Genomic DNA, 13,253 nt, shown 5'->3' with positions numbered 1-13,253 from the left:
GAGACTGTCCAGTTCCATCAGGCTGGCCAGCCGAATCAGCCTGTAACTCCGCACTGCTCGGGGGATAGGCGGCCGGCAGCACCTGTTGTGTGGGTCGATCAATGTGTAATGGCTGGATAATGACCCATCCGTCAACGCGCTATCGATCCGATTCGTTGTTATCAGGGTCATAAGCGGCATGTACATGAAGCCATTTATGGTGCGCGTGGCCAGGCAGCCTGTAAACCAAGGTCTGGCTAATGCCTGACATCACCCCAGCTAATACCGAACATCGAATCTCCCCCTGCTATCTGCTGGCCGGCAATCACTCATAACGTCGCTCGACCGACCGGGGCATCGGCTGGATGCAGCGGCACTCGCGGCCTTTCCGGGTGCCGCTCCCAAAATCGATTTGATGTTATCCCGAGCAACCGTCAGCCAGCGATGATCTGGGCAACGCCGGGCTGGGTGACAGAGTAAAGTTTGTCGACTATTGGTCGATAAACGTCCAACGAATGCCGCCAGCAGGACGGCGGTGCCTTATCGATCAGGAGCCCGACTCGATGTCCGTCAAGAAGAAGTTTTTCCTTGCCATCACCCTGCTGATTTCCGTTGTCGTGATCGCAGGCGCCGTTTTCACCATCGTTTCCCGCGACAACGAACTGACCCACACGGCGGAAAGCCAGTCCACCGACGCACGACAGCGGGTCATACGACTGCTCTCGGTCACCGATTCCATCATGATGGAGCGGGTCAAGAGCAGCATGAACGTGCTGATCAAGCGCGGCAAAGCCATCGGCGTACCGGGACGCGGCGACGACACCCGCGTGGGCGACCGCACCGTGCCGGATCTGCAGCTGGGCGGCGAGCCCATGGCCAACCACTATGAGCTGGTCGACGCCCTGACCGATGACATGGGCGGCACCGCCACACTGTTCGTCTACGACGGCAGCGACTACGTGCGCGTCTCCACCAATGTGAAGAAAGACGGCGGCCAGCGGGCTACCGGCACCATTCTCAACCCGGAGGGCGCCGCTTTCCGCGCCATCCAGTCCGGCAAGGCGTTCTATGGCCAGGTGGATATCCTGGGCAAACCCTACCTCACCGGCTATGCCCCGATGCGCGATGGTTCCGGCCAGGTGGTGGGCATCTGGTATGTCGGCTACTCGGCGGATATGTCGCTGCTTGAGGACGCCATCGCCGGCTCGCGGGTTCTGGACCGGGGCTTCGTAGCGCTGGTGGACGACAAGGGCCGTATCCGGATGCATTCGGACAACCAGACCGACGATGTGGTCAAGGCCGCCCTCACTGGCGATAACGGCGACTGGGTAAAATCGGAAACGCCCTTCGATCCCTGGGGCTACAAAGTGGTGTCGGCCTACTCCAGCGACGAGCTGACCGACACGATTACCGCCGACTCTCTCGGCACCGCCCTGGTCATCGTGATTGTGGGCGCCCTGCTGATTCTCGCCATCCACCTGTTGGTGTCTGCCGTCATCACGCGCCCGCTGAACCGGATGATCGGTGCGGTCAACGACATTGCCGAGGGCGAAGGTGACCTGACCATCCGCTTCAATGCCACCAGCCGGGACGAGTTCGGTCAGATGGCCAATGGCTTCGACAAGCTTCTGGCCCGGGTGCAGGACACTATCCGCGATGTCAGCGCGTCGTCCCGTGAAGTGCTGAATGCGTCCCAGGGATTGGTGAAGGTGGCAGAGGATTCCAGCGCGTCCATTGCCCGTCAGACCGGTGATACCGAGCACGTGGCCTCGTCCATGCACGAGATGTCGCTGACGGCACAGAACGTGGCGGAAAGCGCGTCCATCGCCGAGGAAGCCGCCAAGGGCGCCGATAACGACGCCCAATCCGGCCATGCGCTGGTGCAGGAAACCATCCGCATCATCGAGCAGCAGACCCGGACCATCGCCGAGTGTGCCGAGTCCGTCACGGAGCTGGATGAGCACAGCGAGGCCATCAGCAGCGTACTGGATGTGATTCACTCCATCGCCGAGCAGACCAATCTGCTGGCGCTGAACGCCGCGATTGAAGCCGCCCGGGCCGGTGAGCACGGTCGGGGCTTTGCGGTGGTGTCCGATGAAGTGCGCATGCTGGCCACCCGCACGCAGAATTCGATCGACGACATCCGCGAGCAGATCGAGCGGTTGCAGTCCGGTGCCAAGGGTGCGTCCCAGAAGATGGATGCCACCCGGGAGCTGGCGGGCAACCTGTCCGCCAAGGCCCAGGAATCCGGCGATGCCATCAATCAGGTTCGCGAGGCGGTCGCCCGCATCTCCGAGCGCAACACCGATATTGCCAGTGCCGCCGAGGAGCAGAGCCAGGTGGCCGAGGAGATCAACAACACCCTGGAACGCATCCACAACAATGCCCAGGAAACCTCCTCCCAGGCGGATCAGACCCGTGCGGCCAGTCAGGAGTTGATTGCCCTGGCGGAGCGGTTACAGAAGGAGCTGGCGCACTACAAGGTTTGATTCAGAGCAACATTGAGAAAGCACTTGCCTGCGAGCTTGTGCGGGAAGTAAGCGAACCTCCTTGCCTCCGCTGCACTAGACGGCCGTCCATGGCCGCTATTGCAACCAGGACGTCCCTGTCCTTCCTCCGGCAAGGACGTTCGCTTCCTTCCATCTGATTTTGGCGTTATGCCTGACTAGAAACGACCCGGTAGTAGTGCATGTCTTTTACAGGGCTTTGCAAAAGGCCCGATCGAAACCAATGGAGGTCATCGCTGGAGCAGAGGACAGGATGTCCTCGTCGCATAAGCGGCTATGGACGGCCCTCTTAGGCGACGGAAGCGATGGCCTCCATTGGTTTCAGACTCCCAAGGCCAAATTTGGGTTCCAATTGATCAACGTTTGAAACGACAACGTTAAAAAACTAGAGAAACGGATAGTCCACACCGCCATCTTCCAGAATCCGATCAATTACCCGCGCCGTCGCCAGCGTATCCGCCCAGGGAATGCGGGCGTTCTGCAGTCGACCGGCACGAATGTCGGCCATGGCCGCCTCGATCTGATATTCGAAGCCGTTGATCCGGCGAGGCCGGTCCGCGACGTCCGGCTCGGCGTCGTGACGCGTCAGGGTGGCGCGATCCGAGCCCCAGAAGGGCCCGTCGATCACGATGCGGCCGGCGTTGCCCTCGATGCGCATGGTGTTGTCGCGTCGGGCGATAAAGCTGCTGGTGAAGGCGCTGACGGCGTGGCCGTAATCCAGCAGTGCCGCAGTGCGAATATCCACACCGGTCTCCCCTTTCAACACCGACGCCTGCACCCGGTCCGGCCCGCGCCCGAACAGGAAGTTGGACAGGGAGATCGCATAAATACCCATATCCAGCGTCACACCGCCGGCCTGGTTGATGTCCCAATGCCGTCCATTGGATTTGAACGGCAGCCGGAAGCAGAAGTCGGAGTGGACGGAATGAATCTCACCGACGGCACCTTGCCTGACCCAATCGCGGACCTGATCCCAGACGGGCAAGAAGCGTGACCAAACCGCCTCCATCAGAAACACGCCCCGGTCTTCGGCCAGTTCGAACAGAGACTCCGCGCCGGCCGTCGTGACGGTCAGCGGTTTTTCACAAAGCACCGGCTTGCCCGCTTCCAGGCAGCGCCGTACGCAGTCGGCGTGAAAGCGGTGCGGGTTGGCGATGTAGACACCATCAATATCGGGCTCGTCGATCAGGCTGTCGTAGTCAGGACAGACGCGGACCGAATGGTCTTCTGTCGAATAGGCTCGGGCAAACTCGGCGCCCCGTACCGGATCCCGGCTGGCGACAGCCGTCAGCACGGCGTCGTCGATGCCCGCCAGGGCTTCAGCGAAGGTGTGGGCGATACGGCCGGGCGCGATGATGCCCCAGCGGAAACGGTCGGTCGTGGACATGACGCTCCCCGGGATAAGAACCCATGAATCGAAGCACTCCAGCTTGGTTCATGTTTCCGGAAGCGACAAGTCACGTCCCGATCCAGGTCAAATGCCGGCATACCAGGCGTAGCCCCGGTCCTCCCAGAAGCCGCCTTTGCCACGGCCGATGTGATCGAAACGGTCGACCACCTCGATGGCCATCACGTACTTGGCCATCTTGTAGCCCAGCTGACGTTCCACCCGAAGCCGTAGCGGTGCGCCATTGGCGATCGGCAGCGGTTCGCCGTTAAGCTCGTACGCCAACAGCGTCTGCGGATGATGGGCGTCTTCCATATCGATGCTTTCGTAATAGGGGCTGTCGCTCCGGCCGTAACGGTCAGCGCAATGGAACACCAGGTAGCGCGCGTCCGGATGGGGACGCGCCTGTTCCACCAGGGCGCTGAGCCGGGCGCCGGTCCACTGGCCGATGGCACTCCAGCCTTCCACGCAATCGTGTCGGGTGATCTGCGTGCGTGACGGCAACGCGCGAATGGCCGCCAGATCCAGCGTCATGGGGTTCTCCACCATACCGCCGACTTTAAGCCGGTAATCGCGGAAGCCGTTGGCGGCCAGTCCACGGTATTCCGTCCCGTCGGGATCAGTGGTGCCGTTGGCACGAAAACTGGGCGAGATATCCGCCGGGGTGAACTCCCGGGCCATCGCCTTGCGCGGTGTGATGGCGTGCTGGACCGCATCGCTGAGTTTTTCGCCCTGGGCCAGGGTGTCGCGGAACCAGGGTTTCTCCGACAGATAGTCGCAGCCGGTCAGGGTAGCCATGCCGCCACCGGCCAGCAGGGTCTTGAGGAATCGGCGGCGCGTGTTATCCGTCATGGCGGTTCTCCCGGTTTGAGGCCACCCCGGTGGCGTCGTCGTGGTAGCGGAAATAGCCCGTGATCATCGAGCGCAACTGGTTGATGGGGCCACTGACAATCACTTCAAACAGGTGGATGGCGACGAACAGGACAAAGCCGCCGGCCGCCAGGAAATGGATACTGCGCGCGGACTGACGCCCGCCGAAGAATTCGAGTACCGGCTCCAGAACCGTATCCATTCGCGGTGACATGCACAGGCCGGTCAGCACGATCAGCCCGCCCAGACCGAAGATCGCGGTCAGGTAGGCCAGCTTCTGCAGGATGTTGTAGCGGGTCGCCGCTTCACCGGTCGGGTGGCGCAGCCGCAGGTGATCGATCACGGACCGGCCAAAACCGCGCCAGTCCTCGACGGTGGGCACCAGACGCTTCAGGTGGCCGGCGAACAGCGCCCAGATCAGGAACAGGCTGGCGTTGATCACCAGGATCCACGCGAAGAAAAAATGCCAACTGCGCCCCATCGCCAGCCAGCGGGAGCCGGGGATGGTCAGCCAGGACGGAAAGGCCCGGCCTTCCAGTTCTCCGTTCGAACCCGGCGACGCGCCCAATACGCCGGTGGTGTCCGCCTGCCAGTCGTAGACACGGGTCCAGCCGGAATAACCATCATCCCGGGACCAGTGGTAATCAATTGACAGCCAGGGCGACTCAAAGTCGGAAGCGCTGCCCCAATAGAGATGCGGGTGGGCGTTGAAGATCTGCAGGCCGCTCAACAGCAGGATGAACAGGCACAGCGCATTGACCCAGTGCCCGATGCGGACAGGCAACGGGTGGCGGTAGACGGTTTTCAGGCGGGTTCGGGCCATGACGGTGTGCTCCGTTATGAATCGCCTCCAGCTTAGGCCCGCCACAGTGGGATTGCATGACAACGCCATCACCAAATCATCACCAAAGTATCACGCGCTCCCTGAATGCCGGCGAAGACCTGTATAGTCGGGCTTGAACATCACGGATTGGCGGTCGGTGAAACCGATCGCGGACGGGCCATACGCAGAGGGAGTCAGGGAACGTCATGAGCCGGAGACGTGTCGTATTCGGGCTGGTGATTGCCGTCATTGTCCTGCTGTTGATCGGCGGGCTGTGGGCGCGCCAATGGTGGCAGGCGACCCGTGAGTCGCAGGGCATCGAACGACTGGACTGGCACGGGCTGGATCTGGGCTTGTCGCACCTTGGCGCAACCGACTTCCAGGTGGCGCTGAACCGATCAGGTCAGCAGTGGGCGATCCGTGGGAATGATCTGTCCCTGCAATGGCATTGGAAGGGGATGATCCCTCAGCTTGACCAGCTCCACCTCGACCGGCTTCAGCTGATCGTAACCGGCTCCGAGGCTGACACTCCGGATAGCACAGACGACACCTCTCCACCGATTGAATGGCCCATCTGGCTGCCCCGCCGCGTCAACGTCGACCACTTCCAGGCGACGTTGCCCTGTCAGACGGGACAATGCGAACTGGCCGGTTCCGCCAGTCTGAGCCTCAACGGTAAGCCCTACCCCCTGGCGCTCAACCTGCAACTGAAACGGGACGGACATCGTCTGGATCTCCGCACGACGGTGGACGGCCAGCCGCCGGAACAGATCAACGCCAGCGCCCAACTGGCCATCGACGATCAACCCACCCTGACAGCCCAAACCGAGTACAGCAGCGGCCCCACCCATCACTGGACCGGCACCGCCCGGATCCCGGAATGGACCCAGGCCCCATGGCTTGTGGACTGGCTGCAGCAGTGGACACCGGTCCCTGACGACGCCCTGCCCGGCCAGCCAGCCGCTGCGAAGGTCGATGCGCACTGGGCTCTGGACTGGCCGGACGGCCAACCGCCGCTCAAATCCGCCTCCGGGTCTGTGGCCCTGCAAGGCGAACTGCCCCAACCCTGGCCGGTGCCCGGTGTCGGCACCGTGTCCGGTGACCTGGCCGTCGACCTGGCCGCCTCGAAGGGCCAGTGGCAGGCACACTCGCTGCGGTCCGACCTGACCCTGACCGAGCCGGCGGACTGGTCCAAAGCCTTGCCGGCGCTCATCCGGCCAGACACCCTGACCCTGGAAACGCAGCCACTTGAGCCCGGAGCCAACGCCCCACCCGGCACTCTCCCCCTGGCCGTCACGCTGACCAGCCAGGGACGCAGCCAGCTCACCCTGGATGGCCAGGTGACCCTGGCCCTGACATCGCCCTGGTCGGTAGCGTTCGACCAGACCCGGCTGACCGGTCGCCTGCCGACAACCCAAGTGGGAGACTGGCAGCTGGCATCGCCACGGCTGGACCTGAAGCTGACCGGCCAAGCGGACGCCTCGTCCCTGAGTCTGAAAACCGGTCCCGACGCTCATGTCACGCTGGCCCAGCTCACGGCACCGACTAACCTCGATGTTAAGCTGGACACCGTTCGCGGCGACTTCCCTTCCGTGACGCTGAACGCCCGTTACCACACGGACGAGCCCACACTCGACAGCCTGCAATTCAAGGGGCCAGTCTGGCTGTCCACCGGGCGGATCACGCATCCGCAATTGACGCCCCAGTCCTGGCGCTTCAAAGGGTCGCTGGCCAGCACATTGAAACAATTCGACCTGGACGGCCAGCTCACGGCCCAGTCCGGTGCCAATGCGCAGGTGGCATTGCAGGCGCCGTTTGGTGGTGACCTGAATGCCCAGATCACCAGCCACCTGCAGGCGCCGAAGGACAGTAAAGCCTGGGCGGCCACCTGGGCAGGCTGGCCAAAGCTGCTGGATGTCACGGCGGGGACGGTGGATATCGACACCACGCTGACCCGACCCGCGTCCGGTCCTTTGCAACTGGACAGCGGCGCCGAGCTCCAGAATGTCGGCGGCACCTTCAACCGGACCGCCTGGAGCGGCATGACCGGTCCCGTTTCAGTGTCCCTGCAGGGCGACCGGCTCACTGCCCGGATGCCGGACCTGTCGATCCAGACGGTCAATCCCGGTGTGCCCATCGGGCCCATCCAGTTCGCCGCTGACTACGCAGCGGCCAAGGGCCAGTTCCTCAAAGGCACGTTGACCCTGCAAACGGCACGGGCAGATCTGGTGGGTGGCCAGGTCCACGTCGAACCGCAACAGTGGAACCTGGCCCGCCTGCCGATCCGGATACCGTTGATCGTCGAGAAACTGGATCTGGAACAGATCATGAAGCTTTACCCCAGCGAGGATCTGGCCGGCTCCGGCCAACTCAGTGGTACCGTACCGGTCCGCATCGGCCGGGACGGCGTGGCGGTGGAAGGCGGTGACTTGAGGGCGCTCTCGCCTGGTGGCCGCCTGGTGCTGCCGGGTAGCAGGCTGCAAGCCTTGGCCGGTGACAATATGGCAATGGGCATCGTCGCCGAGGCTATGAAAAACTTTCACTATTCGGTGCTGGACAGCACCATAGACTATGCTCGGGACGGCACCCTGCAACTGGGTTTGCACATCGAGGGCAAGAACCCGGATGTCCACGGCGGCCAGCCGGTGGTCCTCAACGTGAACCTGCAAGAGGACATTCCCGCCCTGCTGACCAGCCTGCAGCTGAGCGGCCGGGTGAACGATACGGTGACCGAGCGGGTCAAAAAACTGATCGAGCAACGGCAGAACGACAACACGAAGGAGCAGTAACCATGACGATAACCGGAACCCGGTCCCGGGCGGCGCTGGCTGCCGTGGCACTGGGGTTGATGGCGGCGGCCTGCACGCCGACGGTGAAGATGGAGGCCCCGAAGGAGCCCATCACCGTCAATCTGAACGTGAAGATCCAGCACGAGATTTACGTGAAGGTCGACAAAGATGTGGAAGCACTGTTTGAAGACGAAGGCCTGTTCTGATCGTCATCGCACTGGAGGAGAAACTGACATGACTGTATCCGCACGCATCGGCGCCCTGTTGATCGCGCTCTGCCTCAGCCTGCCGGCCCTGGCGATGGACCTGAACACCGCCAAGGGCAAACTCGAAACCGCCAAGACCCAGGGACTGGTGGGCGAAACCCCGACCGGCTACCTGGAAGTGGTCAAACCCCAGGGCGACGCCGCCGACATCGTCGAGGCCATCAACGAAGCCCGCCGCGCCGAGTACGCCCGCATTGCCGAAAAGCACGGCATCGCGGTGACCAAGGTGGAATCCGTGGCCGGCCAGAAGGCCATCGAAAAAACGCCGTCCGGGCAGTACGTCAAGCAGGATGGGAAGTGGGTCAAGAAGTAGGCCAAGAAGATGGGGGCAGCCCTGCTGGGCTATTCCGGAACAATGACGAGCGTAACGTGTTTAAAGCCTCTCTCCCCGGGAGGGAGAGAGGTTTGGAGAGAGGGGGACGAGGCGCAAGCCTCGCTGAGAGTCATAGCCGACATGGAATGACGCCCCCTCTCCCCGGCCCTCTCCCGCGAGGGGAGAGGGAGTTTTTTGACGCAAATGCGGTGCAATGCTGCATTGCCTGCCCAATGATCGTCGACATGTTAAGACCCACTCGAGCGTGTAGCAGATGCTTCAGCTTCTGAGGCGCCAACAGGCGCCCGCCTTCAAGCCAATACCACCCCTCTCAGGCGATCCATTAACGTCCCCACCTCATCCATTCCATTGATCCGCTCATCCCACCGCAACGTCGCCGGTGTTCCATCCAGATACCACAACCGATTGGCCAGCTCGGTGGCATCCGCCGGATCGTGCGTCACGCAGATCATCGCCATCTCCGGACGGCGCGTCAGCAGCGTGCCGATCAGATAGCGCAGTTCGGTTGCCCGCTCGGCATCCAGTGAGGCAAATGGCTCGTCCATCAGCAACAGGTCCGGCTCGATCGCCAGACACCGGGCCAGCGCGGCCCGCCGGGCCATGCCCAGCGACAGCTGGTCCGGCAGTGATTCGGCATGCTCCGACAGCCCCACGTCCGCCAGCAATCGATCGATCGTCTCGTCCGATGCGCCCACCAACCGGATATTCTGGCGCACCGTCCGCCACGGCAGCAGGCGGTGTTCCTGAAACAGGTAAGCCAACCGGATCCGGTCCCGGCCAACCACCGCGTTTTCCGGAAGTCGCGGTACCAGACCGGCAACCGCATTGAGCAGCGTGGTCTTGCCGATCCCCGAAGGCCCCAGCAGACAGACGTGATCGCCGGGCATCACTCCGGTGTGGATGCCCTCCACGACGACTTTGTCATAAGCGAGGCGATCGATCCGCAGTTCAAGCATGTGCGCCTCCAACGTAGCGCCATGCCGAAGCCCGGCGTTCCAGTGGCTGCAACAGGACGATTTCCACCAACTGGACCACCGCGATGAAGACCAGGCTGTAGGCCAGGATGGTGGCCACATCGAACACTTGAAAGGCCATATGGAGTTTGAAGCCGATGCCGTCAGAACGCCCCAGCAACTCCACCACCAGCACAATTTTCCAGATCAGCGCCAGACCGCCGCGGGTGGCCGCCATCAGATAGGGGAACAGCTGCGGCAGCCAGACCTCACACACCCGCTGACCGAAGGTGAAACCGTACACGTCCGCCATCTGCTCCAGCCGGCCATCCAGGCTGCGGGCGCCTTCGCGCAGGGTTACCGTGACATTGGGAACCTTGTTGATCACCACGGCCAGGATGGCCGCCGTCTCCACCAGGCCAAACCAGACGTACAGCAGGATGATGGTGACCAGGGCCGGCAGGTTGAGGAAGAACACCAGCAGCGGGTCGAGCATGGCGTTGGCGCGGGTATGCCGGCCCATGAACACCCCCAGACCGGTGCCCAGCGCCATCGCCAGCACAAAGCTGATCGCCACCCGCCAAAGGGTGACGCCCAGGTGATGGAACAGTTCGCCGGAGGCCGCTTCCCGCCAGGCGGCCTGCGCCACGTCCACCGGCGTCGGCAACAGCGGCGTCGCCAGTCCGTGAGCCAGAAGTGCCCAGACGGCCAGCAGCGCCGGCAGGGCGATCCAGCGCGTCCAGAAACGGACCGGTGGCGAGGAAGCCTTGGTGACGAGACTACGGGACATGGTCAACTCGCTCAGGAGGGCGGCGCGTAGAACAGGCGGGCCGGCATCAGCGCCGACTCACCGGTTCCCAGCAGTGTCAGCAGCCGCTGCAGATCGCCCACCCGGGAGGCGGTAAGAGGCGATGGCGCCCCGCTCAGGAAGCCGTCCCGGAGCAGCGTAAAGGTGGCCTCGTCAGTCACCTGCATCATGGGGCGCAGGGCCTGCCAGGCGTCCGGCTCAGTCGACAGGCGTCGTTGGGTCTGTTCCAGGGCCGCCGCAAACCCCGCCAGGATTTCCACATGGGCGTCGGCCCAATCGTCGCGGAAGACGTAGCCCAGCACCGGCAGGTCAGGATCCAGCTCCAGGGCCGTCAGCAGGTCGCGCATGGCGAAGGCACTGCGGAACCGGCCCTCGGCGCGCAGGCGCGCGGCGAAGTGCCAGTAGGTCACAATCGCGTCCAGTTGGCCCCGGCGCAGGGCTTCACTCAACAGGGGCGGTGCCGCGTACTGAATCCGGGCGGAACGGGGCAGGTCCAGTCCCTGTCGCGCGGCCACGGTCTTGAGCAGCATCCAGCCCTTGCTGTTCGGCCCGCCGGCGACGCCCAGGCGCAGTCCGGCCAGGTCGGCGACCGATTGCACCGACGAATCCGCGGGGACCACGATGTCACCGATGGACGCGGAGAACGGGAGGTAGCGGTAGTCCATCCCGCGTTCATGCTGGGCCTGCACCCAGACCACGTCCGCCACCGCCGAGTCGGCGGAGCCACTGGTGACCGCCAGGTGCGATCCAGCCAGGTTGGCAACCGGCTGGACCTGCAGTTCAAAGCCGTTGGCCCGGTCCAGCCCGGCCTCCTGCATGGCGACCAGTTCCCAGTGCGCCGTACCAAATTGCAGCACGCTGACCCGCAGCGCCGGCTGAGCGGCCAAGGCGGTTGATAGCAACCAGCCGGCCAGCATCAGGGCTGGTTTCAGCGGGGTCCGGAAAAGCGGTCTCAGATTCATGTACTCACGATACGAACCCCACCAGGGCGCCAGAATAGTACTTTAGTGCCTGTTTTTTGGTGCGATGGTCGCATTCAAGCCACACGCCTTATGGCGTGTAATGGGATCAAACAATAGAGGACAGCTGGCCCGGCGATCCGCCGCCAGCCTGTCATGAATAAACAAGAGGTCTGGCCATGTTCAGAAGCATGCTGAACCTGGCGTTGCTGGTCAGCCTGGCCGTCCCGGCCCTGGCTGAATCGATACCAGATACCGCCAGTAGGGCTCTCGCCGACAACCCAGCGCTGTTTTCAAGCGACGGCTTTCGCCAGGATCGCTATCGCAGCCCCACACCTGAATCCGCCCCCGGCGCGACGACCATCGACACGCCCGGACTGCAGGCGATGCTGGCTGAGCGTCCCGATCTGGTCCTGATCGACGTGATCAATGCCGAATACCGGCACGATCGCTTCCTGCAGGATGAACCACACCACACCATTCCCCAGGCGCACTGGCTGCCAAACACCGGCAAGGGCCAGATCGACGCCCCGTGGAAAAACTATCTGCTGGAAAACCTGGCGCGGCTGACGGGCGATCACCCGGACCAGCCGGTGGTGGTGTTCTGCAAATCCGACTGTTGGCTGTCCTGGAATGCGGTCAAGCGCATCACCGAGGCGGGCTACAGTCACGTCTACTGGTACAAGGATGGTATCGACAGCTGGATGGGCGCAGGACTGCCGACCCGGATCGCCGATCCGGTCAAACCCACGCATTCATGAGGACGGGGCCATGACTTCTCCGCTTGCCTTCACCGATACCCTGGACGACAACTTGGGCTATGCTACGCCTGAGAAACCCGAGATTGACGACACCCGAGCACCCGACTGCATGGAACCTGCCTACAAGATACTGATCGCCGACGACCACCCGCTGTTTCGTGAAGCCATTACCAGTGTGATCGAAGCCGGTTTTGGCGGCAGCGAAGTGGTGGAAACGGACGATCTGGACACCGCCCTGGAACTGACCCGGGAACAGGATGACTTCGACCTGATCCTGCTGGATCTCAACATGCCGGGGATGAACGGGCTCAACGGGCTGATTGCCCTGCGCAACGAGGCCCCGACCATTCCGGTGGTGATTGTTTCCGCCGAGGAAGACAAACAGGTGGTGCTGCAGGCCATCACCTATGGGGCGGTAGGCTTCATCACCAAATCCTCGCCCCGGGCGCAGATGACCCAGGCCATCGAGCAGATCCTGGCGGGGAACGTGTACCTGCCGTCGGACATCATCCGCACCGGCAAGGAAAGTACCCGGCGCCATCGCCACGACGATAACAACATTTCACCGGAGCTGCTGAACTCCCTGACCCGCCGCCAGCTGCTGGTGCTGGAGCGGATGTCCAAGGGCGAGTCGAACAAGCAGATTGCCTACAACCTCAATATCGCCGAAACCACGGTGAAAGCCCACGTGTCCGCCATCCTGCGCAAGCTGGGGGTGCATAACCGGGTGCAGGCGATCCTGTCAGCGAGTGATATCGATTTTAATCAATATTTGAAGCGTTAAACGGGGCTAACCATCGCTCCCCGCCCCGGGGCA

At 62.9% G+C, this 13,253-nt stretch carries 12 protein-coding genes; 6 read left to right on the top strand and 6 right to left on the bottom strand.

Going from position 1 to position 13,253, the window contains the following annotated elements; all coding sequences use genetic code 11:
• Positions 1–542 precede the first annotated feature (542 nt).
• Entirely contained in the window at positions 543–2,468 is a 1,926-nt protein-coding gene (locus J3364_RS13775; protein ID WP_349558888.1) for a methyl-accepting chemotaxis protein, read from the top strand.
• A 403-nt stretch (positions 2,469–2,871) separates the two neighbouring features.
• Here J3364_RS13775 and J3364_RS13770 read toward each other — a convergent pair whose 3' ends face one another.
• From J3364_RS13770 to J3364_RS13760, 3 genes are all read right to left on the bottom strand, one after another.
• On the bottom strand, positions 2,872–3,873 hold the full coding sequence (locus tag J3364_RS13770) for a Gfo/Idh/MocA family protein (protein ID WP_349558887.1): 1,002 nt from the start codon (positions 3,871–3,873) through the stop codon (positions 2,872–2,874).
• 87 nt (positions 3,874–3,960) lie between these two features.
• Positions 3,961–4,725: a molybdopterin-binding protein gene (locus tag J3364_RS13765; RefSeq protein WP_349558886.1), complete on the bottom strand. Its 765-nt coding sequence runs from the start codon at positions 4,723–4,725 to the stop codon at positions 3,961–3,963.
• Positions 4,715–5,566 carry a cytochrome b/b6 domain-containing protein gene (locus J3364_RS13760; protein ID WP_349558885.1) on the bottom strand — a complete coding sequence of 284 codons (852 nt, stop codon included), beginning with the start codon at positions 5,564–5,566 and terminating at the stop codon, positions 4,715–4,717. Before J3364_RS13760 ends, J3364_RS13765 begins: the two co-directional genes overlap by 11 nt.
• Before the next feature lie 206 nt (positions 5,567–5,772).
• Between J3364_RS13760 and J3364_RS13755 the strand changes: the two genes are divergently transcribed.
• Genes J3364_RS13755 through J3364_RS13745 form a run of 3 tightly spaced genes read left to right on the top strand, consistent with a single transcriptional unit; the run spans position 5,773 to position 8,934 of the window.
• The gene (locus J3364_RS13755; RefSeq protein ID WP_349558884.1) at positions 5,773–8,355 is read left to right on the top strand and encodes an intermembrane phospholipid transport YdbH family protein; all 2,583 of its coding nucleotides are present in this window, start codon (positions 5,773–5,775) and stop codon (positions 8,353–8,355) included.
• A 2-nt stretch (positions 8,356–8,357) separates the two neighbouring features.
• Positions 8,358–8,561, top strand: a complete 204-nt coding sequence (locus tag J3364_RS13750) for a YnbE family lipoprotein (RefSeq protein ID WP_123634043.1) — start codon at positions 8,358–8,360, stop codon at positions 8,559–8,561.
• Between the two features lie 28 nt (positions 8,562–8,589).
• Positions 8,590–8,934, top strand: a complete 345-nt coding sequence (locus tag J3364_RS13745) for a YdbL family probable chaperone protein (RefSeq protein WP_123634044.1) — start codon at positions 8,590–8,592, stop codon at positions 8,932–8,934.
• A gap of 311 nt (positions 8,935–9,245) precedes the next feature.
• Here J3364_RS13745 and J3364_RS13740 read toward each other — a convergent pair whose 3' ends face one another.
• The 3 genes from J3364_RS13740 to J3364_RS13730 are packed head-to-tail and all read right to left on the bottom strand — an operon-like array spanning position 9,246 to position 11,678.
• Positions 9,246–9,911 (bottom strand): ABC transporter ATP-binding protein, encoded by a 666-nt coding sequence (locus tag J3364_RS13740; protein WP_349558883.1) that lies wholly within the window; start codon positions 9,909–9,911, stop codon positions 9,246–9,248.
• A complete protein-coding gene (locus tag J3364_RS13735; protein WP_349558882.1) occupies positions 9,904–10,698 on the bottom strand; it encodes an ABC transporter permease in 795 nt (264 codons plus the stop codon). Before J3364_RS13735 ends, J3364_RS13740 begins: the two co-directional genes overlap by 8 nt.
• An 11-nt stretch (positions 10,699–10,709) precedes the next feature.
• Positions 10,710–11,678, bottom strand: a complete 969-nt coding sequence (locus J3364_RS13730; RefSeq protein WP_349558881.1) for an ABC transporter substrate-binding protein — start codon at positions 11,676–11,678, stop codon at positions 10,710–10,712.
• A 176-nt stretch (positions 11,679–11,854) separates the two neighbouring features.
• Here J3364_RS13730 and J3364_RS13725 point away from each other — a divergent pair, with 176 nt between their 5' ends.
• Together J3364_RS13725 and J3364_RS13720 are read left to right on the top strand one after the other, a co-directional pair.
• Positions 11,855–12,436 carry a rhodanese-like domain-containing protein gene (locus tag J3364_RS13725; protein WP_349558880.1) on the top strand — a complete coding sequence of 194 codons (582 nt, stop codon included), beginning with the start codon at positions 11,855–11,857 and terminating at the stop codon, positions 12,434–12,436.
• A gap of 109 nt (positions 12,437–12,545) precedes the next feature.
• Positions 12,546–13,220: a response regulator gene (locus J3364_RS13720; protein WP_349559010.1), complete on the top strand. Its 675-nt coding sequence runs from the start codon at positions 12,546–12,548 to the stop codon at positions 13,218–13,220.
• Positions 13,221–13,253: the final 33 nt, after the last annotated feature.

It is taken from the genome of Marinobacter sp. NFXS9 (genome assembly GCF_040148665.1).
Classification (GTDB): domain Bacteria; phylum Pseudomonadota; class Gammaproteobacteria; order Pseudomonadales; family Oleiphilaceae; genus Marinobacter_A; species Marinobacter_A mangrovi.
The sequence above is the reverse complement of the archived record's forward strand: the minus strand, read 5'-3'. Positions and strand labels throughout refer to the sequence as shown.